The sequence below is a fragment of the Kribbella sp. NPDC004875 genome (genome assembly GCF_042873375.1).
Lineage (GTDB): Bacteria > Actinomycetota > Actinomycetes > Propionibacteriales > Kribbellaceae > Kribbella.
Genome location: NZ_JBIALI010000001.1, coordinates 1,562,748 through 1,589,124, shown reverse-complemented (window position 1 = coordinate 1,589,124; position 26,377 = coordinate 1,562,748). Strand labels below are relative to the sequence as shown.

General features: G+C 70.2%; 24 protein-coding genes. 5 read left to right on the top strand and 19 right to left on the bottom strand.

The genetic code is table 11. The annotated features are described in order from the left end of the window. Window positions 1–177: 177 nt before the first annotated feature. Window positions 178–1,149 (top strand): LacI family DNA-binding transcriptional regulator, encoded by a 972-nt coding sequence (locus ACFYRH_RS07650; RefSeq protein WP_387769740.1) that lies wholly within the window; start codon window positions 178–180, stop codon window positions 1,147–1,149. On the opposite strand, the gene ACFYRH_RS07645 is transcribed toward ACFYRH_RS07650, so the two are convergent. The 6 genes from ACFYRH_RS07645 to purS all read right to left on the bottom strand — a co-directional run bounded on the left by ACFYRH_RS07645 (window position 1,138) and on the right by purS (window position 11,208). After that, entirely contained in the window at window positions 1,138–1,632 is a 495-nt protein-coding gene (locus ACFYRH_RS07645) for a DUF1707 domain-containing protein (protein ID WP_387769737.1), read from the bottom strand. The two genes, ACFYRH_RS07650 and ACFYRH_RS07645, sit on opposite strands and share 12 nt — an antisense overlap. Before the next feature lie 64 nt (window positions 1,633–1,696). Beyond that, complete coding sequence (locus tag ACFYRH_RS07640) at window positions 1,697–5,845, bottom strand: hypothetical protein (protein WP_387769735.1); 4,149 nt, start codon at window positions 5,843–5,845, stop codon at window positions 1,697–1,699. A 108-nt stretch (window positions 5,846–5,953) separates the two neighbouring features. Then, window positions 5,954–8,215 (bottom strand): phosphoribosylformylglycinamidine synthase subunit PurL, encoded by a 2,262-nt coding sequence (gene purL / locus ACFYRH_RS07635; RefSeq protein ID WP_387769732.1) that lies wholly within the window; start codon window positions 8,213–8,215, stop codon window positions 5,954–5,956. Window position 8,216: 1 nt separating this feature from the next. Next, window positions 8,217–10,259 (bottom strand): hypothetical protein, encoded by a 2,043-nt coding sequence (locus ACFYRH_RS07630; protein ID WP_387769729.1) that lies wholly within the window; start codon window positions 10,257–10,259, stop codon window positions 8,217–8,219. A gap of 14 nt (window positions 10,260–10,273) precedes the next feature. Beyond that, the gene (purQ, locus tag ACFYRH_RS07625) at window positions 10,274–10,945 is read right to left on the bottom strand and encodes a phosphoribosylformylglycinamidine synthase subunit PurQ (protein WP_387769726.1); all 672 of its coding nucleotides are present in this window, start codon (window positions 10,943–10,945) and stop codon (window positions 10,274–10,276) included. Further along, window positions 10,945–11,208 carry a phosphoribosylformylglycinamidine synthase subunit PurS gene (purS, locus tag ACFYRH_RS07620; RefSeq protein ID WP_387769723.1) on the bottom strand — a complete coding sequence of 88 codons (264 nt, stop codon included), beginning with the start codon at window positions 11,206–11,208 and terminating at the stop codon, window positions 10,945–10,947. Before purS ends, purQ begins: the two co-directional genes overlap by 1 nt. Window positions 11,209–11,418: 210 nt before the next feature. Here purS and ACFYRH_RS07615 point away from each other — a divergent pair, with 210 nt between their 5' ends. Further along, complete coding sequence (locus tag ACFYRH_RS07615; protein ID WP_387769720.1) at window positions 11,419–11,907, top strand: hypothetical protein; 489 nt, start codon at window positions 11,419–11,421, stop codon at window positions 11,905–11,907. Here the strand turns inward: ACFYRH_RS07615 and ACFYRH_RS07610 are convergent. Beyond that, window positions 11,904–12,779, bottom strand: a complete 876-nt coding sequence (locus ACFYRH_RS07610; RefSeq protein WP_387769717.1) for a phosphoribosylaminoimidazolesuccinocarboxamide synthase — start codon at window positions 12,777–12,779, stop codon at window positions 11,904–11,906. The two genes, ACFYRH_RS07615 and ACFYRH_RS07610, sit on opposite strands and share 4 nt — an antisense overlap. A 125-nt stretch (window positions 12,780–12,904) precedes the next feature. Continuing rightward, entirely contained in the window at window positions 12,905–13,987 is a 1,083-nt protein-coding gene (locus ACFYRH_RS07605; RefSeq protein WP_387769714.1) for an FAD-dependent monooxygenase, read from the bottom strand. Window positions 13,988–14,040: 53 nt separating this feature from the next. Between ACFYRH_RS07605 and ACFYRH_RS07600 the strand changes: the two genes are divergently transcribed. Beyond that, window positions 14,041–14,619, top strand: a complete 579-nt coding sequence (locus ACFYRH_RS07600) for a TetR/AcrR family transcriptional regulator (RefSeq protein ID WP_387769711.1) — start codon at window positions 14,041–14,043, stop codon at window positions 14,617–14,619. Here ACFYRH_RS07600 and ACFYRH_RS07595 read toward each other — a convergent pair. The 9 genes from ACFYRH_RS07595 to ACFYRH_RS07555 form a co-directional block, all read right to left on the bottom strand. Next, window positions 14,603–15,025 carry a hypothetical protein gene (locus ACFYRH_RS07595; RefSeq protein ID WP_387769708.1) on the bottom strand — a complete coding sequence of 141 codons (423 nt, stop codon included), beginning with the start codon at window positions 15,023–15,025 and terminating at the stop codon, window positions 14,603–14,605. The two genes, ACFYRH_RS07600 and ACFYRH_RS07595, sit on opposite strands and share 17 nt — an antisense overlap. Window positions 15,026–15,163: 138 nt before the next feature. Then, a complete protein-coding gene (locus ACFYRH_RS07590; protein ID WP_387769705.1) occupies window positions 15,164–15,634 on the bottom strand; it encodes a hypothetical protein in 471 nt (156 codons plus the stop codon). A gap of 233 nt (window positions 15,635–15,867) precedes the next feature. Then, on the bottom strand, window positions 15,868–17,913 hold the full coding sequence (locus ACFYRH_RS07585; protein ID WP_387769702.1) for a glycosyltransferase family 39 protein: 2,046 nt from the start codon (window positions 17,911–17,913) through the stop codon (window positions 15,868–15,870). Window position 17,914: 1 nt separating this feature from the next. After that, a complete protein-coding gene (locus ACFYRH_RS07580; protein WP_387769699.1) occupies window positions 17,915–19,147 on the bottom strand; it encodes a glycosyltransferase in 1,233 nt (410 codons plus the stop codon). 63 nt (window positions 19,148–19,210) lie between these two features. Beyond that, window positions 19,211–19,603, bottom strand: a complete 393-nt coding sequence (locus ACFYRH_RS07575) for a hypothetical protein (RefSeq protein ID WP_387769696.1) — start codon at window positions 19,601–19,603, stop codon at window positions 19,211–19,213. 1 nt (window position 19,604) lies between these two features. Beyond that, window positions 19,605–19,961: a hypothetical protein gene (locus ACFYRH_RS07570; protein WP_387769693.1), complete on the bottom strand. Its 357-nt coding sequence runs from the start codon at window positions 19,959–19,961 to the stop codon at window positions 19,605–19,607. Window positions 19,962–19,964: 3 nt separating this feature from the next. Continuing rightward, entirely contained in the window at window positions 19,965–21,401 is a 1,437-nt protein-coding gene (gene purB / locus ACFYRH_RS07565; protein WP_387769690.1) for an adenylosuccinate lyase, read from the bottom strand. Between the two features lie 176 nt (window positions 21,402–21,577). Next, window positions 21,578–22,189: a hypothetical protein gene (locus ACFYRH_RS07560; RefSeq protein ID WP_387769687.1), complete on the bottom strand. Its 612-nt coding sequence runs from the start codon at window positions 22,187–22,189 to the stop codon at window positions 21,578–21,580. Further along, window positions 22,182–22,670 carry a SigE family RNA polymerase sigma factor gene (locus ACFYRH_RS07555; protein ID WP_387769684.1) on the bottom strand — a complete coding sequence of 163 codons (489 nt, stop codon included), beginning with the start codon at window positions 22,668–22,670 and terminating at the stop codon, window positions 22,182–22,184. Before ACFYRH_RS07555 ends, ACFYRH_RS07560 begins: the two co-directional genes overlap by 8 nt. A 74-nt stretch (window positions 22,671–22,744) precedes the next feature. On the opposite strand from ACFYRH_RS07555, the gene ACFYRH_RS07550 reads away from it, so the two are divergent. After that, window positions 22,745–23,257 carry a TIGR04222 domain-containing membrane protein gene (locus ACFYRH_RS07550; protein ID WP_387769681.1) on the top strand — a complete coding sequence of 171 codons (513 nt, stop codon included), beginning with the start codon at window positions 22,745–22,747 and terminating at the stop codon, window positions 23,255–23,257. Between the two features lie 11 nt (window positions 23,258–23,268). Here the strand turns inward: ACFYRH_RS07550 and purD are convergent, their stop codons facing one another. Then, on the bottom strand, window positions 23,269–24,546 hold the full coding sequence (gene purD, locus ACFYRH_RS07545) for a phosphoribosylamine--glycine ligase (RefSeq protein WP_387769678.1): 1,278 nt from the start codon (window positions 24,544–24,546) through the stop codon (window positions 23,269–23,271). Window positions 24,547–24,613: 67 nt separating this feature from the next. Beyond that, window positions 24,614–25,348, bottom strand: coding sequence for a hypothetical protein (locus tag ACFYRH_RS07540; RefSeq protein ID WP_387769675.1), 735 nt, complete (start codon window positions 25,346–25,348; stop codon window positions 24,614–24,616). A gap of 120 nt (window positions 25,349–25,468) precedes the next feature. Between ACFYRH_RS07540 and ACFYRH_RS07535 the strand changes: the two genes are divergently transcribed. Beyond that, window positions 25,469–26,338 (top strand): alpha/beta fold hydrolase, encoded by an 870-nt coding sequence (locus ACFYRH_RS07535; protein ID WP_387769672.1) that lies wholly within the window; start codon window positions 25,469–25,471, stop codon window positions 26,336–26,338. Window positions 26,339–26,377 lie beyond the last annotated feature (39 nt).

Sequence of the window (26,377 nt, the reverse complement as noted above, 5' to 3'; positions counted from 1 at the left end):
ATGACAGGGCCTTTCGGTGGACGGGGGCGGACATCACACCTGACGGAAATACCGCACACGTTTTCCGTCGTTGACAACGTAGGACTGCGAGCCGCCCCGGTCAAGATCAAAGCGCAGGTCAGCAGCATCCTGAGGGGCCACCTGCTACGCTCCGACGGAAACCCGGAAGGAAACAGGATGAAACGACCCTCGGTGCGGATCACGGACGTCGCCGCGCTCGCCGGGGTGTCCGCCGGGACCGCCTCGAAAGCCCTGAACAACACCGGTCAGCTCAGCCGGCAGACCCGCGACCGGGTACGCCGGGCCGCCGCGCAACTGGGGTTCACCCCGGACGCTCGCGGCCGCGCGCTCTCGTCCGGCCGGACCTACACCGTCGCGCTGTTGACGACCGACAGCTCCGGCCGGTTCAGCATCCCGATCATGCGCGGCGTCGAGGATGTACTCAGCGCCGGTGAGCTGGCGACCGTTCTCTGCGACACCCGCGACGATCCGCTGCGCGAGCAGAGTTATCTGCGATCACTGGTGGCCCGCGGTGTCGACGGGATCGTCGTCACCGGTCGCCGCACCGAGCCGCGCGCGCCGATCGACGTACCGCTGCCGGTGGTCTACGCACTCGCCGCGTCGACCGACCCGGCGGACGCCTCGGTGATCGTCGACGACGCGGCCGGCGCCGCCGCGACGATCACCCACCTGCGCAGTCTCGGCCGCACCCGGATTGCCCACATCACCGGCCCCGCTGACCACCGCTCTGCCGCCGAACGCGCCCAAGCCATCGCGGCTGAGCTCTGCACCGACCCGCTCTTCGGCGAGTGGAGCGAACGCTGGGGCCGCCAAGCCACCGACCTCGCACTGCGCGAGCACCCGGACGCGATCACCTGCGGCAGCGACCAGATCGCCCGCGGCGTCTGCGACCGCCTCCGTGAGCTCGGCCGCCCGGTCCCAGGCGACATCGCGGTCACCGGCTACGACAACTGGCCGGTGATGGCGCTCGCCAGCCGGCCACCACTCACCACGGTCGACCTCCGCCTCGACGACCTCGGCCGCCGCGCCGCCACGCTCCTGCTGGAAGCCATCGCCGGCAACCCGCACCACGGCGTACTCGAGCTTCCCGCCCAGCTGATCACGCGGGAATCGACTCTAGGCGCCTGACTGCCTGCGCTCGTCGCGGCGCGGACGCGAGGCCCAGCGGTACGTGAAGAACACCCAGGCCAGCGCGGGCAACCCGAAGACCGCCGCCGCGATCTCCCGCCCGAACACCAGGAAAAGCAGCCCGACCAGCACGAAAGGCACCGCCATCCACACCGCGCCGGCGAACGCCGCCCACCGCCACTTCCCCGGCTTCCGCGCGGCCGGCCGGTACAGCGACGGCGTCGGAAGCCCTGCGAAGATCGGTTGCAGATCGCCATGCGTGACCGCGTCGTTCAGCAGGTCGACGCGGTGATGCAACTCACCCTCGTCCAACCGCCCGACCGCGAACTGCTCAGCAAGCTCGTCGGTCGCGATCCGCCGCTCTTCGTCGGTGAGCCGCACCTGAGCCACCCGCCGCCGCGCCGCCACGGCCCGAGCCTCCTGCCCGGCGGCAGCCGCCAGCCCCATCAACTCCCCCGGTTTCACCGGCCGACGCTCCGCCATCCCTCACCTCACTCCTCCCCACCGAGTGTGCCAGACCCCTGGTCACCACGAGCTGCCTGACGGACTACGACCGCGGCGCCACCAAGTCGATGACGACATCGGCCAGGGCTGCGAAGCCGTCCGGGTCCACCCGCGCCATCTGCTTCAACGGGGCCTGCCAAGGACCGACGACAAGAGCTCTCGCCACCAGCCGCCGGGCGTACTCCGGCTCGGCCACCTCGGCGATCTGCTCCAAGGCCACTGCCTGCCCGCGCGGACTGTGGGCGGTCATCGCGAGCCGCTCGGCCCGGCGCAGCCATCCCGGTACGAGATGCCGGTGGTCCGAACCCACCGACCCGGCGAGTTCACACCACAGCCGAACCTTGCTGTCGACCAGTCGCGTCTTCTCCAGCGCCCGCTCCACGAACTGCTCCGCGAACGCGACATCGCCGGCCGCGGCCGCGGCTTTCACGATCGTTACCGGCAGATCAGGATCGTGTGAGCGGGCGAGCTCACCGGCCAGCTCACCGGCCCGCCGGTAGTCGCCTTCGGCGGCCACGGCCGTCGCCAGCCACCCGCGGGCTTGGTCCTGCGCTTCGTCGTCGAGCTCCGCGATCACGGCTTCCAACGCCGGGTCGTCGGCGGCTCCCGGCTCCCGCGCCCATTGCCGAAGGGCGAAGTCCCGCTGGAACGGAACCTCGAGCCGGCCGAACGCGGCCCGCGCGTCGTCGAGCCGGCCCGACCGCCGGTACAGCGTCATCAGCGTCCCGAACTCGCGATCACGCTCGTCCTCGTCGGACTCGGCGTCCGCGAGCGCCCACAGGCGATCGAGTACGTCGGCGGCGTGGTCGCCCCGAAGTCCCGATTCCAGAAGGTTCACCCAGACCCAGAACGGGCGGCTGTCCGGACCGGCGGCCTCCGCCTCGGCGACGGCGCCCGCGAGCCACTCGGCCGCTTCGTCCTGCCTCCCGGCCGCCGCGGCATTCCGCGCCCGGGCGACCATCACCCTCGACCTGTTGCCGCGGTCGCTCACCTCAGTCAGGAGCTCGTCGGTCGCGCCGGCGTCGCCGGCTGTCGCCGCACGCAGACACAGCCCGTAAGCGATCCGCTCCCGCAGGCCGGCGTCGGCGACGCCCCCGGCGAGCTCGATGGCTGCGCCGTAGTCGCCACCCGCGGCCAGCGCGACCACGGCCCCTGTTCGGTACGTGACGTCGTCGTCGGACAGCCGGCTCCGTTCGGACGTGGACAACGGCGAGGCCAGCTCGCCGGCCAGCACCTCGGCATCGGCGCCGTGCCGAGCACGGAACTCGACGATGCCGCACAGTGTGCTCAACCGCAGCCGGTCCGACGTGATCTGCCGTGCCATCGCCTCGGCGGCGTCGTCGTTCCCGGCCTCCAGCAGTGCCGCGGCCACATCGCTGCGGATGAAGTCCCCCGTCATCGTCCGGATCGACGGCAACAGCGCCTGGACACGTTCCGCGTCGCCCGACCGGGCGAGCACCTCGGCCAACGCCTCGAGGCCATGGACGTTCGGATGCTCGACAGCCCGGGCCGCGCTGCGCTGGACCAACTCCGCCAGCTCGACGGCGAGGCCAGGCCGATCGACGTCGATGCACGCCATGCCCAGTCGCACGATGTCGCCGTACGCGGAATGGTTGTCACGCGAGAGTCCGGCGGCCACCCGGCCGGCGAGTTCGCGGCCTTCCTCGACGACGCGCTGGGCGGCTGCCTCGTCTCCGGATCCCTGCAGCGCCCGCGCCAGCTCCGGGAGCACCGCGAGCCTTGCCTCCGGACGGGAGATGCGGCCGAGCAGCGCAGAGGTCCGGGAGAGCCGACCGGACGTGGCGGCTTCCCTCGCCAGCGAGGCCATCAGCTCGTCGGTCGCGTCTTCGTCGGGGAGCAGCCGAAGTACTTCGTCCGCGGCGTCGTCGTACTCGTCGTACCCAAGCCGGCGAACGATCGACCGCGTCGCTTGCTCCGCCGGATTCGTGAACCAGGTGCCGGTGTCATCGGCGCCGGACTCGAAGCGGTCTCGCCCCTGGTCGATCAGCTGGAGGATCTGAGCGACCTGTCCCGCCTTCGCCAACCCGGGCGCCGCGTCCTGCAGTGCGTCCCAGTACTCCGGACCTGCCGTGATCCGGGAGATCGCGTCCAGCGGATCGGCCGCCGGGCTCTGCTCCGTCGGTCGTGGCCACGTCGCGCCGGCGGACCTGCGGGACCGCAGAATCTCCAACTGCTCAGCGGCTTCGAGGCGCTGCTCGCCGGTGAGATCGCCGACGATCCGTTCGGCTCTCGCCAGCAAACGCTCGGCCGTGTCGCCGTCGCCGTCCTGCTGCGCGTACGCGATCCGGCCGAACAGCGCGTAGATGCTCACGAAAGGATCGGGCAGCACTTGCTGGACGCGCTCGGCGCGATCGTCGCCGGCGGCCGCGAGCTCGCGCATCAGCCGCCGTACGTGGTGCTCGTCCGTCGCCAGGGGAACCAGTTGCTGGGCCTTGGCCGTGAGGGCGTCCAGGCGTTCCCGGTCGCCGGCCCGGACGGCAACCTCGACCATCGCGACAAGGATCTGCAGCGATTGATCGGGGTCCGCGCCTGCCTGCAGCACCCGCTCGAGCCGCTCCCCGTCCTCGGTCCGGATCAGCGCCCGGGTGAGCTCGCCGACGGCGTACGTCCGGTCCTGGTCCGACGCGATTCCGCGGGCCAGCGCGTCGGCTCGCTCGTCGTCTCCCAGCCGAACCCACAGCGCCGGCAGGCCGGCCGGAAGACGCGAGTTGCGATCGTCGACGTACGCACGGTGCAGCGCGAGCCGGCCGAGCAGGCCCAGATCCGGAGGTTCGACGGCTTGCAGAGCCTGGGCGAGTTCGGCGATCTCGATCCGGGCCGCATGGTCCCCACCGGTGATCGCGAGCATGCGTTCACGGCGTACGTCGTCGGTCGCGACGGCAACGGCACGGGCCAGGTCACCGGCCTCGATGAGCATCCCGAGGTACCCCTGCAGGAGGTACTCCGGCGTGGTGTGCGGCCATCCCTCGGCGGCGACCGACTCGCACCAGCTGACGAGGGACCGGCGATGCCCGCCGAGTTCGGCGGGATCCAGGGTGCGGAGGGTCTCGCGGCGAAGCTCCTCATGAGCAAGCCCGTAGGCGTAACGCTCCTGACCGCGGCGCCACCGAACCGGCCGGCGGACGAAGGTGCGCCCGACCGAGGACTCCAGGAGTTGCGTGACGACATCGCGCGGCTTCTGGGTGACGGTCGCCAGATCGCCGACGGCAAGGCCGCCACCGGCGGTCACCAGGAGCCCGAGGATCTGTCGCCCCAGTGCGTCCGCGAGCAGGCGGCGCAGCTCGGAGCGCGCATCGGTCTCGCTGGCCCGTGCCTGCGGTGCGGTCAGCAGCGCATGGACGTTCGCGGGCTGCCGAAGGGGATGGCTGCTGCCGATCTCGGCCGGGAGCGGCGGGTGCGGACGTCCGGCGACGATGACCTTCAGACCGGGGACCGGTTCGGCGGGAAGCAGCGCCGCGATCGTGTAGGTCTCGCCGTCGATCACGACACCGCGGTCCTCGTCGAGGCCGTCGACCACGAGCACCAGGCGCCGCCCGGCCTGACGACTGTGCTCCGCGGCCTCGGCGAGCCGGGCCTGGAAGTGACGTCCGCGCACCGGAGTCTCCTGGTACGACGACCGTCGGCCGGTCAGCGCGTCGAGTTGCTCGGTCACCGCCTCGATGAACGCATCCCGGTTGCTGTGCGGGTTGAACCGCGTGGTGATGAAGAACGAGACCACATCGACGTCGGCGGGCGGATGCAGTACGAACCACGCGAGCAGCGCGGTCTTCCCCGACCAGGCGTCCGCGACCCAGCGCCAGTACGACGACGTCTCGTCGGCGCAGAATCCCGCCAGCTCCGCGAGCTCCGGCTCCCGGTCCAAGAGCACCGAGGGCTTCAGCTGACGGACATCCTCGAGGTACGCCGTCCCGCGCGCGGGCCGCAGGTCATCGCGGTCGGCACCGGCAGGCGCCGGCTCGGCGACAGGCACCGCCGCTTCGGGCGCGGGCTCCCGCCGGCGCCGGAACAGCGGCAGGAACAGCACGATCAGCGCGACGATCAGACTGACCGCGCTGGCGAGCTTGTCCGCCTTGTCGAGACCTACCGCGAACAGGTACGCCGCCAGACCGACGACGATCAGGGCCGCGACGACACGACCGAGCCAGGTCAGTCCGCGACGTCGCGCAGTCAAACCGCCTCCCGGCCAAGTGTCTGGGACCGCAGACTAGCCGAGATCACGGTCCTCGGGCCGCAACCGCCGACCCGGGCGCCGCAGGCGCCCGGGTCCGTCAGCGGCCGATCAGTTGAGGACCGACGGCAGCGTCGCGGTCCAGGCGGTGCGGAGCTCGGTCAGGGGGATGTCGAACTGGTCCTGGACGTCGAGGGTGTCCCCGGTGATCACGCCGATCTTCGCGTGCGGGAAGCGGCGGGCGGTGCACATGTCCGTGAACCGCACCTCCTCGGTCCGCGGTACGGCGACCACCACCCGGCCCGCCGACTCGGCGAACAGGAAGACGAACGGGTCCAGGCCGTCCGGCGCCCACACCCGGGCGCCGACGCCGCCGCGCAGTGCGGACTCGACCAGGGCCTGGGCGACACCGCCGTCGCTGACGTCGTGCGCCGCGTCGATCAGGCCGTCCCGCGAGGCGTTGATCAGGATGTCGGCCAGCTGCTTCTCGGCCTCCAGGTCCACCGCCGGCGGCCGCCCGCCGAGGTGACCGTGGACGACGTGCGCCCACTCGGAACCGGACAGCTCCTCCTCGGTCGCGCCGAGCAGGTACAGCTGGTGGCCCTCCATCTCCGGCGTGAACCCGATCGGCGTCCGCCGGGTCACGTCGTCGATCACGCCGAGCACACCGATGACCGGTGTCGGCAGGATCGGCGTCTCACCGGTCTGGTTGTAGAACGACACGTTGCCGCCGGTGACCGGGATCCCCAGCTCCTTGCAGCCGTCGACCAGGCCACGGATGGCCTCGGTGAACTGCCACATCACCGCCGGGTCCTCGGGCGAGCCGAAGTTCAGGCAGTCGGTGACCGCGGCCGGCCGGGCACCGGTGGTCGCGACGTTCCGGTAGGACTCCGCGAGCGCGAGCTTCGCGCCGGTGTACGGGTCCAGCTTGGCGAACCGCCCGTTGCAGTCGGTCGACACCGCGACGCCGAGGCCGCTGGTCTCGTCGACCCGGATCATCCCGCTGTCCTCCGGCTGCGCGAGCACCGAGTTGCCGAGCACGTACCGGTCGTACTGGTCCGTCACCCAGGACTTGTCGCACAGGTTCGGCGAGGCGACCAGCTTCAGCAGCGTGTCCCGCAGCTCCGCGCCGCTGCTTGCCCGCGGCAACTTCTCGGCGCCGTCGGCCTGCAGCTCGTCCTGCCACGCCGGTCGCGCGTACGGGCGCTCGTACACCGGGCCCTCGTGCGCGACGGTCCGCGGCGGGACGTCGACCACGCGCTCGCCGTGCCAGTCGATCTCCAGCCGGCCGGTGTCGGTCACCTCGCCGATCACGTCGGCCTGGACGTCCCACTTGGCGCAGATCTTCAGGAACGCCTCGACGTTGTCCGGCGTGACGACCGCCATCATCCGTTCCTGCGACTCGCTCATCAGGATCTCTTCCGGCGCGAGCGACGCGTCCCGCAGCGGCACCTTGTCGAGCGAGACGTGCATGCCGCCGTCGCCCGCGCTGGCCAGCTCCGACGTCGCACAGGACAGGCCGGCGCCGCCGAGGTCCTGGATGCCTTCGACCACGCGCGCCTGGAACAGCTCGAGCGTGCACTCGATCAGCAGCTTCTCCATGAACGGGTCGCCCACCTGGACGGCCGGCCGCTTCGTCGGACCCCCGTCGGCGAACGTCTCCGACGCCAGCACCGAGACCCCGCCGATGCCGTCGCCGCCGGTCTTCGCGCCGTACAGGATGATCTGGTTGCCGAGGCCGGTCGCGTTCGCGAGGTGCAGGTCCTCGTGCCGCATGACGCCGACACACAGCGCGTTGACCAGCGGGTTCCCGGCGTACGTCGGGTCGAAGACGACCTCGCCGCCGATGTTCGGCAGGCCGAGGCTGTTGCCGTAGCCGCCGACCCCCGACACGATGCCGGGCAGCACGCGCTTGGTGTCCGGCGCGTCCAACGGGCCGAACCGCAGCGGGTCCATCACCGCGACCGGACGGGCGCCCATCGCGAGGATGTCGCGGACGATGCCGCCGACCCCGGTGGCCGCGCCCTGGTACGGCTCGACGTACGACGGGTGGTTGTGCGACTCCACCTTGAACGTGACGGCGTACCCCTCGCCGATGTCGATGACGCCGGCGTTCTCACCGATGCCGGCCAGCATCTTCCCGGCCGGCGTCTCCTGCGGGATCTCGCCGAACCTGCGCAGGTGCACCTTGGACGACTTGTACGAGCAGTGCTCGCTCCACATCACGGAGTACATGGCCAGCTCGCAGCTGGTCGGGCGCCTGCCCAGGATGTCCCGGATCCGCTGGTACTCGTCCGGCTTCAGTCCGAGCTCGGCCCAGGGCTGCTCTGTCTCCGGGGAGCTGGTGGCGTTGCTAACGGTGTCGGTCGACAACTCAGGACTCCTGCACTAGGTGGGACTCAGGTGAAACGGTAGCTGGCTGGTGGGAGGCGATCAGGTGGGCCACCAGCAGTGGGACGGCGAACCCGCCCATGATCGCGGGCAGGGCGACGCCCGCGTCGTTGAGGAGCATGCCGACCAGACCGCAGGTCGACAGCGCCAGGAGGGTCGGCCGGATCATCGGCAGACTCCCGTAGAACTCCCGGTACGCCTGCGACGGCACGCGGTCCGGGAACACCGTGGCGAGCATGCAGAGGACGACCGCGATCAGCATCAACCAGCCGGACGGACCGGTGAAGAACTGCACCGCCATCTGCAGCTTGCGGATGAGTACGTCGTCGACGTCACCGTCGAGGAGCCGGGCGACGAACGTACCGAAATGGCTGCGCTGGTCGGCCGGACGCAGGTAGTCGAGGAAGGCGACCGCGGAAACCGCCAGGACTCCGGCCACGCCCACACCGATCAGCGCACGCAGTGAGATGCTCCCGCGCCAGGTCAGCCAGGCCATCAGCAGGACCGCCGGGGTCAGCGCGATGATGCCGCCGAAGTCGGTCCCCCAGCCCGGTTTTCCGTCCACGACGATCGCCGCGCCGCCGATCGCGAGTACGGCGAGGGCTGCCTGTACCCGGCTCTTGTCGATCAGCTTCTGCGCGGCCCAGCCGGCCGTGATCAGCGCACCGACCGCCAGGGTCGCGAAGGTCGAGTTGCCGAAGCCGTAGAACCGCCCGCCGATCACCGGCCCGTCGGCGAACATGCTGCCGACCTGGAGAGGTGTCCCGAGCACGCCGTCCACCAGCAACACCAGGTACGCCGCCAGCGCCAGCCCGAGGAATGCGTGTCGCTTGAACACCACCTGCGACACCGCGGCGGACACCACGCTGATCCCGACAACCACGCAGTACAAGGAGAAGCCAGGCGACGGCCAGCGCCACCACAGCGTCACCTGCGACAGGAACACCCCGATGAAGAACCCGCCCTGCATCAGCAGCGTGAACACGACGGTACGCCGGGACGCGGGCGAGCGCCGCAGCAGGAACCAGGCCAGCGCGATCAACTCGGCGCCGACGATCGTCAACGCCACCGCGACCAGCACGGGCCGGGGCTTCTCGAACCGTTGATTCGCGTCCAACCGGTCGTCGATCACGGCGGCCGCGTCGGTGTGCACGCTGCCCGTGGAGTGGATCTCGTTGCCGTCCAGCGGACCGGCCTTCGCGTCGCCTGCCGGATCCACCACTGCGGGAGTCCGGCCACGGAGGATCGTCGCCGTGACGTCGGTGAGCTGAATCAGGCCGGGCCGTCGGGTGCTGTCACTGGTCAGCCAGCGTGCGCCGTCGTCCGGGGGCAGTTGCATCGCGACCAGCGTCTGCTTGTGCGCGTTGAGCAACTCCTGGCTCACACCGACCAGCAACACCCAGCCGCCCGCCGCGCGAGCCTGGGCAACCAATTGCGCGACCTTCTGCCGTGCCTCGGCCCGCCCCTCGCGTGGCGGCAGCGCGCCGGCGTCCACGACCGCGTCACCGCAGTCCGCACTCGCCAACCGGGACTGGTCGAACTCAGGCTGCCAGTTCGTCACCGTGCCGTCGGTCTTGGCCAGCGCGACCGCAGCGCCCGGACCAAAGCCACAGATCGGGTAGCCGGTCTGTCCGAGGCGGCCGATCGGCGCACCGGTGTGGTGCTCCGCCTGCCGGTCCACATAGGCCTGCCAGCCGTCGACCTTGCCACCGGTCACCGCGGGCAGGTCACCGCACTGCCATTCGGGCACGCTGCCCCACGCCCGCGTGCCGGCGCTGATCGTCAGCCAGGCATCGATCGGACAGGTGTGCGGACCGGCCGTCTTCACACTCATCGAGCCGACGTTCGACTGGTTGACCAGTGCGGTCAGCTCCGGCGACGCCTGGACGTCACTCCAGGTCAGCCCGGGTACGCCGATCACCACGACCTTCTCCGGTTGGTCCGCGGGCTGCGCGGCCGCCGTACCGGTCGCGGCCAGGACGAACGCGACGGCCAGCAAGAGAGTGCGGCCCAGGAACGACCGCACCCACGTGAACCTCATCAGGAAGCGACGACGGCCTTCAGCACCGAGGTGAAGAAGCCCAGGCCGTCCGTGGTCGGGCCGGTCAGTGTCTCGACGCAGTGCTCCGGGTGCGGCATCAGGCCGACCACGTTGCCGCGCTCGTTGGTGATCCCGGCGATGTCGCGGTAGGAGCCGTTCGGGTTCCCGTCCAGGTACCGGGCGACCACCCGGCCCTCACCCTCCAGGCGGTCCAGCGTCGCCTCGTCGGCGACGTACGAACCGTCCTGGTTCTTCAGCACGATGGTGATCTCGTGGTTCGCGTCGTAGTCGCTGGTCCAGGCGGTGCGGTTGTTCTCGATCCGCAGCGGCTGGTCCTTGCAGATGAACTTGCGGTGGTGGTTCTTGATCAGCGCCCCGGGCAGCAGGTGCGACTCGCAGAGCACCTGGAAGCCGTTGCAGATCCCGAGCACCGGGAGGCCTTCGCCGGCCTTCTTGATGATCGTCTCCATCACCGGCGCGAACCGCGAGATGGCGCCGGCCCGCAGGTAGTCGCCGTACGAGAAACCGCCCGGCAGGACGACCGCGTCCACGCCGTGCAGATCGGCGTCACCGTGCCAGAGGGCGACCGCCTCGGCACCGGCGACCGCGGCCGCGCGGCGGGCGTCGACGTCGTCCAGCGACCCCGGGAAGGTCACGACCCCGATCTTCATCAGGCCCCTGCCACTTCATTGCCTTCAACGTGCAGGGTGTAGTCCTCGATCACCGGGTTGGCCAGCAGGGTGTCCGCGGCCTTCCGGATCTCGGCGACGCGCTCCTCGGTCGCCTCACCGTCCAGGGTGATCTCGAAGCGCTTTCCCTGCCGGACATCGGCCACGCCGTCGAAGCCGAGCCGGCCGAATGCGCCGTGCACCGCCTTGCCCTGCGGGTCGAGGATCTCGGGCTTGAGCATGACGTCGACGACAACGCGAGCCACTGACTACTCCAGTTTTCGGTCCGGGGTGACGCCTGAATCCTACCGAGGCGACGCCAGAACGCCGCATCGACGTCGGGCACGGCCACGGCACCCGACTTCCGGACATCTGTCCGCTTAGGTTCGGGCCGCGGCCAGGTGTGACCCTGGTCGCTCCCCGAAGTGGGGTTAAGTCCCGTGGCAACGGCCGCCGGGGCGCCTAGCCTCGGAGTCATGTGGTTGTGGCAACTGGCCCTCGCGGTGGGCTTCGGCATCGGGTCCGCCGTCATACCGGTGATGAACGCCGAGGCGTACGTGCTCGCCCTCGGCGCCACCCACGCCCTGAACCCGGTCGTCGCCGCGATCGGGGTGTCGATCGGCCAGACCATCGGCAAGGTCGCGATGTTCCTCGCCGTCCGCTACCGCCCCGGGTACGCCGCCCGCAAGACCAAGGAACCCAAGCCGGTCGACCTGGACACCCGCTGGGGCCGCTTCGTCCAGTGGAACCGGGACGTCAGCAAACGCCTCCTGGACGCCATGAGCGACAGCCGCTGGGGCATCCCGGTCACGCTGCTGAGCGCCTTCGTCGGCATCCCACCCCTCTACGGCGTGGCGCTGATCGGCGGCGCCTCCCGGATGCGGACGATCGTCTTCGCGTTGTCCGTACTCGCCGGCCGCGGCGCCCGCTTCGTCCTGCTCGCGCTCGGCGTGAGTGTGGTCTAGGCCTCGAACTTGCGGCCGGTGAGCTGCTCGTAGGCGTTGATGTACGCCGCCCGGGTGCGCTCGATCACCTCGTCGGTCAGCCGCGGCGGCGCCTCACCGGACGTGCGGTCCCAGCCGGACTCGAACTGCAGCCAGTCCCGGATGATCTGCTTGTCGTACGACGGCTGCTGCTTGCCCGGCACCCATTGGTCGGCCGGCCAGAACCGACTCGAATCGGGGGTCAGCACCTCGTCGGCCAGCACGAGCGTCCCGTCCGCGCGGGCGCCGAACTCGAACTTCGTGTCCGCCAGGATGATCCCGCGCTCCTCGGCCATCGCCCGCGCCGTCGTGTAGATCTCGAGCGTGGTGTCGCGCAGGGCGGCCGCCGTGTCCGCGCCGACGGTCGCCACGACCGCGTCGTACGAGACGTTCTCGTCGTGCTCGCCGAGCTCGGCCTTCGTGGCCGGGGTGAAGATCGCGGTGTCCAGCCGCGAGCCCTCGACCAGGCCGCCCGGCAGCGGGATCCCGCAGACGGCGCCGGTGGCGTTGTAGTCGAGCAGGCCGGTGCCACTCAAGTACCCGCGGGCCACGCACTCCACCGGGTAGATCGCGAGCTTCTCGCACACCACGGCCCGCCCGGCGACCTCGGCCGGCACGTCCGTCGAGATGACGTGGTTCGGCACGTCGAGCTGCTCGAACCACCACAGGCTCATCGCGGTGAGCACCTTCCCCTTGTCGGGGATCGGCGTCTCCAGGATCCAGTCGAACGCACTCTGCCGGTCGCTCGCGACCATCAACAGGTCGCCGGACTCCAGCTCGTAGAGGTCCCGGACCTTGCCGGAGTGGATGTGCTTCGCACCGGGGATCTCGGGCGCCTGCGGAGGTGTGATCACACCGGTAATTCTTCCATCCACCCTCCGAGGGCGGACGCCCAGCACTCACCAACCTCGTCGTCGAGCCGCGGCTGAGCGCGACCGCGCGTCTTCCGAGGCACTTGATGAGTGCTGCAGGTCCGCCCCTAGCGGCGCCGCAGCGCGACCAGCTTCCCGCCGAGCGCGAACGCCCCGTCACGCACCGCACGAACCGCCGGGTTCTCGGTCTGGGCCAGGCGACCGAGACTCCGGGACCGCTTCACCAGCTTGGTCGTCGCGGGCCGGCGTTCCCGGTCGTAGGCCGCCAGCGCGGCCGGGACGTCCGTGGCGCCTTGCAGCAGCCGGCCGAGCGCCCCGGCGTCCTCGATCGCCGAGCACGCCCCACGTCCGAGGTTCGGCGTCATCGCGTGCGCCGCGTCGCCGAGCAGCACGACCCGGCCGCTCGCGAACGGAACCAGCGGCAGCGTCAGGTCGTAGATGTCGTTCTGCAGGATCTTTTCGCTGCCGCTGATCAGTCGCGGGATCGGGTCGTGCCAGGTCTCGAACACTGCCGGCTCACTGGTCGTGCCGGCCGGCTGGTTGGCGGTCCCGTACCAGTAGTACCGCCCGTCGATCAGCCGTGCGAACCCGAACAGTTGCCCTGGGCCCCAAGTCTCGCCGCCGCCGTCGTCGAGGTTCACGGCCGCGATCCCCCGGTACGCCGTGAACCCGGAGTATCGCGGTCCGGCGTACTGCGGATAGAGCGTCCCGCGGATCACGCTGCGGATCCCGTCGGCCGCGACCAGAAGGTCGGCCCGGAGCTCGCCGTTGACCGTGACACCGTCCGCATCCTGGTCGACCGCGGTCACGTCGTACCCGGTCCGGACCGTCACCGCGGGGCCGAACTGGGCGGTGATCAGGTCGTGCAACTGTGCGCGGTGGATCATCACCGGCATCTCCACGCCGAGGTCGGTGGCGCCGACCACCCAGCGGCCGTCGGGCTTGCGCATCCCGGCCGGTTTCGAGGGCACCGAGGACTGCTCGACGCCTTTGACCCCCAGCTCTTCGAGGACGGCGACCGCCGGCGCCCAGACCGAGATGCCGGCGCCTACCTCGCCCAGCTCCGGTGCGCGCTCCAGAACTGTGACGCGCCAGCCACACCGCTGCAGCGCGACAGCAGCGGCGACCCCTCCGATTCCCGCTCCGGCCACGATCGCCGTCTTCGGACCAGTACCCATGGCAGCACCCATGCAACGGACTCTACATCTGTAGAGTCCGGGGTGGAAGTGCAAGACTGTCCGGCGTGACGAAGCAGGTTCCGCGCGGTGCGGATCGCCGGGACGCCATCGCGGACGCCGCGATCCACCTCGTCGCGACTCGCGGACTCCGCGGCCTCACCCACCGCGCGGTCGACGCCGAGGCCGGCCTGCCGCCGGGCTCCACCTCGTACTACCTGCGCACGCGGGACGCGCTGCTCACCGCCTGCGTGAGCCGGATGCTCACCCGGGACATCGGCGGCATGCCGGCCGCCGGAACGGATCCGCTCGAGTTGATCGTGACGATGACCGTCGGGCTCGCGGAGCACCGGCCCGACGACCTGGTCGCACGGTACGAGCTCTCACTGGAAGCGAGCCGGCAGCCGCAGTTGCGGGCGGCGATCGACGAGGGCGGCCGGCAACTGCGGGCGATGCTCGCGCAGGCGCTGACCGGGTACAGCGTTCCCGATCCGGACGCCGCCGCATGGCCGGTCGCCGCGATGCTCGACGGGCTGATGTACGACCGGGTCGCCGGGACGGGGGCAACGCTCTCACCAGAAGCGTTCGAGGCCGCCGTACGACGCTCTGTGACGGCGCTGCTGTCAGGTCTCAAAGACGCTCGGTGACCGCCACGAACGTGAAGTAGCAGACGCCGACCAGCATGCCGACGTGACCGAGGACCGAGAGCCCGGCACCGGATCCCCAGGCGTCACTCTGGGTGTCCTCCGAATGCCGGCCGCCGCTCGGCAACCAACGGGCCAGCAGCAACAATCCGACGACGGTCAGCAACCACCAGCCGGCCAGCATCACCAGCGCGATCTCCCGCCGACCGGTGACCAGGGCAACGACCCAGCCGATCAGCGTGATCACGCCGACGATCGTGTGCAGCTTCAGCAGGGTGGCGGAGTACCCGTGCCGGCCGGCACCGTGACCGGTGCCGTCCACCACCGTGCCGCCGAGCCGGACACGCGTGATCAGCACGACGACCGCGCCGAGCGCGGTCAGGAACCAGGTGACGTTCGACCATTCCACGACCCGATCTTTACCCCCCGGCATGCGCGGGTGAACCATTTCGCGTGTCGTCTCGTCCTTGACGATCGTCAAGAAGACAACGCCCGGCGGGCCGAGTGTCCGCTCAGGACCCGCCGGGCTGTCTGGTGTGGGCGCGACTCAACTGGTCCGCGTCTGCCCCTGCTGCGTGCCGGGCACCTGGTTCGTCCCCTGCCCCTGCTGAGTTCCCTGGCCCTGCTGAGTTCCCTGGCCCTGCTGGGTCCCCTGGCCCTGCTGGGTCCCCTGGCCTTGCTGGGTCCCCTGGCCTTGACCTTGCCCCGGGAATGTGCCAGTCCCCTGCCCCGTGCCTTGACCGTTGCCTTGCCCCGTGCCCTGACCATTGCCTTGCCCCGTGCCCTGACCATTGCCTTGGCCGTTGCCCTGGGGGAAGCCGCCGCGGAACCCACCGCCGGGACCGCCGAACTGACCCTGCTGGTTACTCGTCCCGTCCCACGAGTGGCCGACCGCCATCCCGCCGAGGAACGCCAGCACCGCGAGGATGGAACCCGCACCCGCGAGCACCTTGTTGCTGGGCCGGCCAACAGCCTTCGCACCCACACCGTCCTGTTGCCCCGGACCAGCCGCCGCCACCCCAGGCGCACCACCGGCCTGCGCCGCTCCTCCCGGCTGATGCGTCGCGCCCGGTTGAGGCGCAGCACCCGGTTGAGGCGCGGCACCCGGTTGAGGCGCGGCACCCGGGTGGGGTGTGGCACCCGGGTGGGGTGTGGTTCCTGACTGGGGATCGGTGACCGGCTGCTGGCCGGGGGCCGGCTGTCGCACGTTTCTGGCGGCCTGGAACTGGGCCTCTGGGGACTGCTTCATCGTCATGCACCCTTTCCGGTGGAGAGGTCGTAGATGGTGGTGCTGCCAACGGTCTGGGAGGTGAAGTTCTCGCTGACCCAGGTGGAGATCTCACTCGAGGTCCCACCGTCGCGCCCGCCGAACCCGCCACCCATCCGGCCGCCGCCGACGAAGTAGTGGATCTTGCCCTGGGCAACCAGTTCCTTGAACTCGGCGAGCGATGGCGCCGGGTCGGTTCCGTTGAATCCGCCGATCGCCATGATCGGCTCGCCGGACGCGATCTGCAGCGGCGCGGCCCCGTTCGCGGTCACCGCCGCCGCGGCCCAGGTGTAACCCTTCGCACCCTGCTGCAGCAGCGTCACCAGCTCACTGGAGACTCCACTTGTCCCGCCACCTCCGAGGAACCCACCGGCGCCGCCACCAGGCATCCCACCAGGACCACCCTGCGTCGCACCGGTCCCGGTTCCACCCTGCGTCGTGCCCGTGCCCGGCTGCGTCGTACCGGTGCCGGTCTGCCCAGGCGGCATCCCCATCCGCCCGCCACGGCCACCCATGCCGCCCATGCCGCCCATACCGCCCATCCCGCCCGGCCCGGCCGTCGGAATCGCGCCGGCATGTGCCGTGCCGATCGTGTCGATCGAGTACGCCGTCGGTCCGGCCAGCGCGCTGAACGCGAGGACCGTGGCGGCGATCAGTCCACCGCGACGCGCCGCGCCGCGCCGCAGCTTCAGCTCCGGCAGCGCCATGACCAGCCCGGCGGCCAGGATGCCGGTGATCAGCACCGTCCAGCGCAGCCACGGCTGCCATGTCGGCGTCGCGTTCAGCAGCGCGAAACTCCATCCGGCCGTGAGCAGCGCACCACCCGCGAGAGTTGCGCGCGGCAACCATTCGGCCCGGCGCCGCCACAGGATCGACATCGCGCCACCGATCACCGCGCCGAACGCCGGCGCCAGAGCGATCATGTAGTACGGGTGGATGATGCCCTGCATGTAGCTGAACACCAGCCAGGTGACGACCAGCCACCCGCCCCACAGCAACGCGAACGCGCGGGTCTTGTTCGTCCGCGGCGCCTTGCCCGCGGCGACGGCCAGTACGACGATCGACAGCAGTGCGGCCGGCATCAGCCAGGAGATCTGCGACCCGAACTCACCACCGAACAACCGCTGCAGACCGGTCGCGCCACCCCAACCGGGGTTGCCGACGCCGCCGCCGACGGATCCGGTCTCGTTGCCGCTCAACCGGCCGAGACCGTTGTACCCGAGCGTCAGCTCGAGAATGCTGTTGTTCGACGACCCACCAATGTACGGCCGCGCCGACGCCGGCAGCAGCTCGACGATCGCGACCCACCAGCCGGCGCTCACGATCAGCGAGACGGTCGCCAGGACCAGGTGCACGATCCGCTTGCCGAGAGCCGGCTTGCCGGCCACCAGGTACGCGATCCCGAACGCCGGCAGCACGAGGAACGCCTGCAGCATCTTCGTCAGGAACCCGAACCCGACCAGCGCACCGGCCAGGATCATCCAGCGCGCGGAGTGCTTGACCGAGTCGATCGCCCGCGTCACGGCCCACGCACCGGCGCAGAGCAACAGCATCAGCAGCGCGTCCGGGTTGTTGAACCGGAACATCAGTACGGCGACCGGCGTCACCGCGAGCACCGCACCGGCCAGCAGACCGGCGTTCGTGGAGAACCAGCGCCGGACCGACACGTACACGAAGCCGACGCTCGCGACACCCATCAGCGCCTCGGGCACCAGCATGCTCCAGCTGTTGAACCCGAAGATCCTCCCGGACAGCCCCATCACCCACAGCGAGGCGGGGGTCTTGTCCACGGTGATGAAGCTCGCGGAGTCGAACGAGCCGAAGAACCAGGCCTTCCAGCTCGTCGATCCGGCCTGCACCGCCGCGGCGTAGTACTCGTTGGCGTAGCCGTTCTTCGACAGGCCCCACAGGTACGCGATCGCGGTCAGCGCGAGCAGACCGCCGTACAGGATCCTGTCCCTGCCCAGCGTGTACTGCGTGGTGATCGCGCGCGGCCGCGTGGCCTGCACAGGATCGGAAACGGTTGTCACGTCAGTTGCTCCGGGTCTGGTCGAGAACCGCTGGGGGTTCGAAGGCGGGCAGGGTGGGTGCGTCGTCGTCGAAGACCCAGGTCTGGAAGAGGCTGAAGCGGACCACCGTGGCGGCCAGGTTCGCCAGCGTCAGGACGGTGATCTCCACCGCCTGGTGCGGTGCGGAGACCGCGGTATGCAGCAGCCAGAGCGACGCCGCGGTCAGGCTCCAGCCGATCCCGAACGCGACCAGCCCGCGCAGCTGATGTCGCCAGCGCCCATCGACGCCGGTCACACCGAAGGTGATCCGCCGGTTCAGCGTGGTGTTGCCGACCGCGGTGATCAGCAACGCCAGCAGGTTCGCCACCTGCGCCGGCATGCCTTGACGCAGCACGAGATAGAGCAGCGCGTACGCCGCGGTGCTCAGCACACCGATCGCGCAGAACCGGAGGACCCGGGCGGCCATCGCGGTCCGTGGATCGAGAATCCGCGGCCGCCCGTACTTCTGCCGGATCGGCTCCAGGTCGATCCGGCCGCGACCGAGATCGCGGGTCAGCCGAGCGATCCCCCGCAGGTCCTCGCCCACCGTCTTCGCGATCGCGACCCGCGAGTCCAGGTCGTCGATCCAGTCCACCGGTACTTCGTGGATCCGCAGCCCGGCCTTCTCGGCCAGCACCAGCAGCTCGGTGTCGAAGAACCAGCTGGTGTCCTGCACGAGCGGCAGCAGCTCCCGTGCCACATCCGCCCGGATCGCCTTGAACCCGCACTGCGCATCCGAGAAGTGCGCGCTCAGCGTTGCCCGCAGCAACAGGTTGTACGAACGCGAGATAAACTCCCGCTTCGGCCGTCGGACCACCCGCGAGCTCTTCGCCAACCGGGTGCCGATGGCAACATCACTGTGCCCCGCCAGCAGTGGCGCGACCAGCGGGAGGAGCGCGTTCAGGTTGGTGGACAGGTCGACGTCCATGTAGGCCAGCACCTCTGCGGTGCTGCCGGACCAGACCTGCTTCAGGGCGCGACCGCGGCCGGACTGCTCGAGCCGGACCACCCGGACCCCGGGCAGCTCGCTCGCGAGCAGCGTGCTGATCTCATAGGTGGCGTCCGTACTTCCGTTGTCCGCGATGCAGACCTCGGCCGGGAACGGGAAGGCGGTGTCGAGGAACTCCCGCAACCGTCTGATGTTCGGTCCGAGGTCGTTCTCCTCGTTCTTGACGGGTACGACGATCTCGACCCGAGGCTGACCTGGAATCTCCATGCCACCGATGCTGTCCGGTGAACCTGAGTCAGCCCCTGCGCATGGCTGGCAGTTCCCTGGCAGTTACCGAGTGCGACGCAGCCACAGCAGGCCGAGTATCGGCAGCACCAGCGGCACGAAGCCGTACCCCTGACCGAAGTGCGACCAGACCGTGGCGTCCGGGAAGTCTCCCGGTACGGCGTAACTGAACACGCCGATCGCGATCACGCCGGTCAGCTCGATCGCGATCGCGATCGTGGCCACCTTGCGGGACACCGCCGTGGCCTTCGCCAGCGCGAACGTCGCCGCGATGTAGATGACCGCGGCAACGGCCGACAGCAGGTACGCGATCGGGGCCTCGTGGAACTTGGTCGCGATCTGGACGCCGGCGCGGGCGGTGGCGGCCAGCGCGAACACGCCGTACACCGCGATCAGGATCCGCCCGGGGCCGTGCTTCGTGGCCGACGGGTCGGTCATCTCAGACCGCCCACAGGTCGTGCAGCCGCAGCTCGAGGATCGGGATCACCAGGCACGCGATCGCCAGCGCACCGGCGCCCCAGCGGCTGCTCTCCGCCAGCGCCCAGAACGCGCCGATCGGCAGGATGAGCAGCGATCCGACGAGGTACCCGACGAAGAACGGTCCTGACACGTCGCGGTCGGTTCCAGCCAGTTGAACGACCCCGACGACGAGTTGCGCGATCAGGCCGAGCTCGATGACGCCCAGCGCCCCGAGCACGGTCCAGTCGATCCGCTTGTTCCGCGCGGCCAGCACGACGGCGTACACCATCGCGGCCAGCGACAACGCGACCAGGGACCAGGTGAGCGGTACGAACACGGGTTAGAGGATGTCACCAGGGGTGTAGGCGGCCGCCTCCGGGTAGCGCTTGGCGAGCTCGTCGATCCGCGCGACGACGGCGCCGACCTGGGCGACGGCCGCGCCGGTGAAGGACAGCGGCTCGCCGACGATGCCGACGATCTGCTCCTCGGTGAGGCCGAGGCGGCCGTCCGTGCCGAGGCGGTGGAAGAGGTCGTTCGCGGCCAGACCCTTGCGCAGGTCGAGTGCGGTGGCGACCGCGTGCTCCTTGATCACCTCGTGCGCGGTCTCGCGGCCGACACCGTTCTTCACCGCGGCCATCAGCACCTTGGTGGTGGTCAGGAACGGCAGGTACCGCTCGAGCTCACGAGCGACCACCGCCGGGTACACCCCGAACTCGTCCAGGACGGTCAGGAAGGTCTCGAACAGTCCGTCCAGCGCGAAGAACGCGTCCGGCAGCGCGACCCGGCGTACGACGGAACAGAAGACGTCGCCCTCGTTCCACTGGTTGCCGGCCAGCTCGCCCGCCATCGACGCGTACCCGCGCAGGATGACCGCGAGGCCGTTGACCCGCTCGCAGGACCGGGTGTTCATCTTGTGCGGCATCGCCGAGGACCCGACCTGGCCCTCCTTGAACCCTTCGGTGACCAGCTCGTGCCCGGCCATCAGCCGGATCGTGGTCGCCAGGCTCGACGGGCCGGCGGCCAGCTGGACCAGCGCGGAGACCACCTCGTAGTCGAGGGACCGCGGGTAGACCTGGCCGACGCTGGTCAGCGTGTGGGTGAACCCGAGGTGCTGGGCGATCGTCGTCTCCAGCGTCGCCAGCTTCTCGGCGTCACCGCCGAACAGGTCGAGCATGTCCTGCGATGTCCCCACCGGGCCCTTGATGCCGCGCAGCGGGTACCGCTCGATGAGTTCCTCGAGCCGGGCGATCGCGACCAGCAGCTCGTCGGCCGCCGACGCGAACCGCTTGCCCAGCGTGGTCGCCTGCGCGGCCACGTTGTGCGAACGCCCCGTCATCACCAGCGCCGCGTGGTCGGCGGCGAGCTGACCGAGCCGTACGGCGGTTGCCACCGCACGGTCCCGGACCAGTTCGAGCCCGGCGCGGATCTGCAGCTGCTCGACGTTCTCGGTCAGGTCACGACTCGTCATCCCCTTGTGGATGTGTTCGTGACCCGCGAGCTCGCTGAACTCCTCGATCCGCGCCTTCACGTCATGCCGGGTGACCCGCTCCCGGGCCGCGATCGACGCCAGGTCGACCTGGTCGATCACCCGCTGGTAGTCCTCGACGACCCCGTCCGGAACGTCGACCCCGAGCTGCCGCTGGGCCGTCAGGACGGCGACCCAGAGCTTCCGCTCGAGCACGATCTTGTGCTCCGGTGACCACAGCTCCGCCATCGAGAGACTGGCGTAGCGCGCGGCGAGAACGTTCGGGATCCGGGGTTTGGTCACGAACCCCATTCTCCCAGACGGCAGAGGTCGCGCGGAGGGGTGGTGTCGTCGCGAGCGGTGTCCCGCGGAGTGCTGGGCAAGGCGGAGGAGGGAGGCAGGACGGAGTCCTTCCGACCGACGACAACGCCGCCCAGCGCCCGCGGGGCGCCGCTCGCGGCGGCACCACCCCTCCGCGCGACCTCCTACTACTTGACGGTCACCAGACCACACAGGCGGGCGCCGGAGAGCGTGCAGACCTCGTACGACCCGGCGGGCAGGCCTTTCGGCACGGCCAGTGTGTACGGGCCGGCGCCGGTGTACTGCGGGAGCGCGATGCCCATCTCACCCGACATCTTGATCGCGTACGGCGTGGTCGGGTCGCCCGGGATCTTCGCGACCAGCGTGTAGAGCGGCGCGTTCGGCGTGGACGCGAGCGACATCGAGAACGTCGCCGAGCGGACCGCCTTGTCCGGGAACGACGCGACGAACTGGGCGCCGGCCTTGGTGACGGTCGACGTCAGCGCCAGCGGCTTCGCCTTCGGCAGCGCCTGCGCGGACGGCTGCACCTCCACCTGGGGCGGCGCGACCGCGTTCGTCGGCACGGGGCTGTCGGCCACCGGCACGTTGTTGTGCGCCGGCCGCAGCGTGGGGACGACCGCGACGGCGCCCACCACCAGGGCCGCGCCGAGCACTGACAGACCGGCTGTCTTGCGGCGCTTGCGGGACCGCGCCGTGGTCAGGACGGAGTCGAAGTCACCGGTGGACTCGGCGGCACGGCGGTCGGCCAGCGCCTGCAGGTCCTCCTGCAGTTCAGGCATGGTCGTCACTCCTCAACAGCAATGATTCGGACAGGGTGTCCCGGGCCCGGGACAGGCGCGACTTGACCGTGCCTTCCGCGATCCCGAGGGTGTCCGCCACCTGAGCCACGCTCAGGTCACAGACGTAATGGAGGACGACGACCTGGCGGGTCGGCATCGGCAGGCCGGCGAGAGCCCGCTCGAGGTCACCCGAATACCCGTCGGCATGGTCCGGGACGTGCTCGGTGGGCAGCCGGTGGAACAGCTGACCCAACCGGTTGCCGTCCCGGTGCTTGTTCGCGGCGAGCCGCATCGCGACCAGCCGCACCCAGGCCTCGGGTGAGTCGTACCGCGACACCTTCTCCCAGCGGGGCACCAACCGCACGAACGCCTCCTGGACGATGTCCTCGGCCTCGGCGCGCGACCCGGTCAGCAGCGAGATGACGCCCACCAGCCGTGGCTGGTGGGCGCTGTAGAACTCCCGCAGCCCCTCCGTCTCCATGCCTACCTACACCCCCGACCCTTCGATCCGGTTCCATCGAATTGCGTGACCCTATCCAACGTCACTCTGAGTACATGGACAAGCTCACGACGTACGAGACCGCGTGGCTGGTCGGCGGCGCCGAGCGGGCCGCCGTGGTCGTCCTCGTCACGCTCGCGGCCGGCGGGCAGCTGGAGGTCGCGTACAAGCGGCAGCGGATCAGGGTCGCGCGGGCCGAGTCGACGTACCCCGTGGAAGCGGCCGCGCTCGACCTGGTGCCCAAGAGTGGAATCGGGGTGGCCGACTTCCTGCGGGAGCTGGCGGCCACCGAGGCTGTCCACAATCTCGAGAAGGCGATCCGCGCCAAGGGTCAGCCGCGGCTGCTGCGCTGGTTCAGCCCGCGCTACCGCGATCTGGTCCAGAACCCGGGGACCGGGGTACGGCGGGTCGCGGTGCTCGGCGTACCGGCGATCGAGGACGAGCAGCTGCGGGAGATGCTGGCGCACCCGCTGCCGGGCATGCCGAAGATCGACCTGATGCTCCCGGTCCGGGACAACACCTTCGACTCGACGATCGGCCCGTCACCCGGCACCTGGACCGCGGGCTGACCAGACACGGCCTAGACGGTGATCTCGCCGCGCTCGGCCTTGAGCGCGATGTCGGTGCGGTGCTGCGAACCCTTGATCCGGATCTGACCGACGGCGGCGTACGCCCGCTGCCGCGCCTCGGCGAGATCCTTGCCGACGGCGCTGACCGCGAGAACACGCCCGCCCGCCGTGACGAGCTGCTCGCCGTCGAGCGCCGTACCCGCGTGGAAGACCCGGACGTCGTCGTTCTCGGCCTGGTCGACGCCGGAGATCGGGTCGCCCTTGCGGGGGCTCGACGGGTACTTCTTCGCGGCCACCACGACCGCGACCGAGGAGGCGTTCCGCCAGCACAGGTCACCATGGTCGCCGAGCTTGCCCGTCGCGGCCGCGTACAGCAGGCCACCGAGCGGGGTCTTCAGCATCGGTAGCAGCGCCTGCGTCTCCGGGTCACCGAAGCGGCAGTTGAACTCGATCACCCGGACACCACGGGACGTCAGCGCGAGACCGGCGTACAGCAGGCCGCTGAACGGCGTACCGCGGTGGCGGAGCTCGTCGATCGTGGGCTGCAGGACCTTCTCGGTGATCTCGGCGACCAGGTCGTCCGGTGCCCACGGCAACGGGGTGTAGGCGCCCATGCCGCCGGTGTTCGGGCCCTCGTCGTTGTCGCCGAGCCGCTTGAAGTCCTGCGCCGGCTGCATCGGCAGCACGGTGGTGCCGTCGGTGATCGCGAAGAGCGAGACCTCGGGGCCGTCGAGGAACTCCTCGATCAGCACCTGCTCGCATTCGGCCGCGTGCGCGAGCGCCGCCTCGCGGTCGGAGGTGACCACGACGCCCTTGCCCGCGGCGAGCCCGTCGTCCTTCACGACGTACGGCGGGCCGAACGCGTCGATCGCCGTCGCGGCCTCCTCGGGCGTCGTACACACGTACGCACGGCCGGTCGGCACACTCGCCGCGGCCATCACGTCCTTGGCGAACGCCTTCGAGCCCTCGATCTGCGCGGCCTCCCGCGACGGGCCGAACACCGCGATCCCGGCGTCCCGCAGCGGGTCGGCCAGACCGGCCACCAGCGGCGCCTCAGGACCGACGACGACCAGGTCGATGTCGAGCTCCCGCGCCAACGCGACGACGGCGTCGTGATCGGCCACGTCCACGGGCCGGCAAACGATCGTTTGCCCGTCGTACGCCGGACGCAACACGGCGATACCCGGGTTCCCGGGGGCCGCCACCACTTGTTCGACCTCCGCGTCCTGGGCCAGCGCCCAGACCAGAGCATGCTCGCGGCCACCAGAGCCAACCACCAAGACCTTCACGGGCCATCAGCCTAGCGTGCCAACCCCGCACTCCACCCCACAGGACCATGGTCGGAGCCGTTTGCTGCTAGTAGGTCCAGTAGTAGCGGCCGGCGGCGTTCCATTCGACTGGGGTGGTGGTGTGGTTGGTGAAGGCCATGCCTTTGGCTTTGGCCAGTTCTACTGTGCGGGCCAGTTGGAGGGAGTAGGGGTGCTGGTTGTCGTCGTACCACTGTTCCGACTGGGTGATGCAGGTCTGGCCGGCGTAGTACGGGTTGGAGCACTGGTGTGGGGGTAGCCACTTCTGGACGTGGCGGAAGTTGACGGTGGTGGAGCCGTTGGGGGGCTTGATGGTGCCGACGGCGTCGAGGCAGTAGCCCGTCGCGGGGATGTTCCAGCGCACGTAGTGCTGGCGCCCGCCGGCAGACGGGATGGGCTGCAGGTTGTTGCAGTTGGCGTCGCCGATCTTCTCGCTGGTGACACGCTGGACCTGGGTCAGCGGGCGGCCGGCGCCGTCGTTGTAGCCGTCGAGGAGGACCCACTCGCCGGCGTGGATGAAGTGCTCGGCGGACTTCGGCGGCCAGGCCTTCGGGTCGCCCCACGAGATGTCGGACTCGGTCGCGCTGAGCGGTGTCCAGGCCCACTGCCCGGCCGCGGACGCACCGGCGAAGTACTGCCCGGCCGACCGCTGGAACATCAGCGAGTACTGGCCGTAGTTCTCGGCCGTCGTGCTCGCGTCCGACGAACGCGGGACAGCTACCGCGACGGCGGCCGCCACCACTGCGGCCGCGATCGTCAGAACAGGGAGCCTCGTGTTCGTCACGGAGTGCAACTTTAATGCCGATCGGGTTCAGGTTGAGTTCCTGTTCCGTGCAGCCTGCGCGGTCTAGGCTCACCAGCACGGGCCGACCAATGGGGGTGGGCCGGACCAAGGGGAGCTGTGATGCCAGAGCCTGTCACCCGAACACTCGACGTACCGGGCGCCACCCTGACGTACGACGTCCGCGGCGACCTCGCGAACCGCCCGGTTCTGCTGATCATCGGCTCACCGATGGCGGCCAGCGGATTCCCCACTCTGGCCTCGCATTTCGAGGACCGCACGGTGGTGACGTACGACCCGCGCGGCGTCGAGCGCAGCGTCCGCAGCGGTGAGCTGACCGAGCTGTCGCCCGAGGACCACGCCGCCGACCTCGCCGCGCTGATTGAGCACCTCGATGTCGGCCCGGTCGACATCTTCGCCAGCAGCGGGGGCGCGGTGAACGCGCTGGCCTTGACCGCCAAGCGGCCGGACCTGATCAACACGCTGGTCGCCCACGAGCCGCCACTCGCCGGGATCGTCCCCGACAGCGACGCCGCGCTGGCCGCGATCGCCGATATGTACGAGACCTACCAGCGCGACGGCCTCGGCCGCGGTATGGCGAAGTTCATTGCCCTCGTCGGATACGACGGCGAGATCCCCGCCGACTACACGCAACAGCCCGCGCCGGATCCGGCGATGTTCGGCCTGCCCACCGAGGACGACGGTGGCCGCACGGACGCGCTGCTCGGCCAGAACCTCCGCGGCTGTACGTCGTACCAACCCGACTTCGCCGCCTTGGACAAGGCGAAGGACCGGATCGTGATCGGGATCGGCGAGGAGTCGGCGAACCAGCTCGCCGCACGCGGCGGCAAGGCCGTCGCCGAGCGGCTCGGTCTGACGCCGGTCGTGTTCCCCGGCAACCACGGCGGCTTCCTCGGCAACGAGTACGGCATGCCCGGCAAGCCGGACGAGTTCGCGGCCACGCTCCGCGAGGTGCTGACCAGCCGCAGCTGATCCGCGACCCGTCGTGCACGCCCGTTCCGCTGTCAGCGG

Bases quoted from the DNA above. Each gene is read 5' to 3' on its own strand.
- purQ (WP_387769726.1), bottom strand. From the start codon at position 10,945: ATGAAGATCGGGGTCGTGACCTTCCCGGGGTCGCTGGACGACGTCGAC.
- purB (WP_387769690.1), bottom strand. From the start codon at position 21,401: ATGGGGTTCGTGACCAAACCCCGGATCCCGAACGTTCTCGCCGCGCGC.
- ACFYRH_RS07615 (WP_387769720.1), top strand. From the start codon at position 11,419: ATGTGGTTGTGGCAACTGGCCCTCGCGGTGGGCTTCGGCATCGGGTCC.
- ACFYRH_RS07555 (WP_387769684.1), bottom strand. From the start codon at position 22,670: ATGGAGACGGAGGGGCTGCGGGAGTTCTACAGCGCCCACCAGCCACGG.
- ACFYRH_RS07645 (WP_387769737.1), bottom strand. From the start codon at position 1,632: ATGGCGGAGCGTCGGCCGGTGAAACCGGGGGAGTTGATGGGGCTGGCG.
- ACFYRH_RS07605 (WP_387769714.1), bottom strand. From the start codon at position 13,987: ATGGGTGCTGCCATGGGTACTGGTCCGAAGACGGCGATCGTGGCCGGA.
- ACFYRH_RS07650 (WP_387769740.1), top strand. From the start codon at position 178: ATGAAACGACCCTCGGTGCGGATCACGGACGTCGCCGCGCTCGCCGGG.
- ACFYRH_RS07575 (WP_387769696.1), bottom strand. From the start codon at position 19,603: ATGACCGACCCGTCGGCCACGAAGCACGGCCCCGGGCGGATCCTGATC.
- ACFYRH_RS07550 (WP_387769681.1), top strand. From the start codon at position 22,745: ATGGACAAGCTCACGACGTACGAGACCGCGTGGCTGGTCGGCGGCGCC.
- ACFYRH_RS07535 (WP_387769672.1), top strand. From the start codon at position 25,469: ATGCCAGAGCCTGTCACCCGAACACTCGACGTACCGGGCGCCACCCTG.
- ACFYRH_RS07580 (WP_387769699.1), bottom strand. From the start codon at position 19,147: ATGGAGATTCCAGGTCAGCCTCGGGTCGAGATCGTCGTACCCGTCAAG.
- ACFYRH_RS07560 (WP_387769687.1), bottom strand. From the start codon at position 22,189: ATGCCTGAACTGCAGGAGGACCTGCAGGCGCTGGCCGACCGCCGTGCC.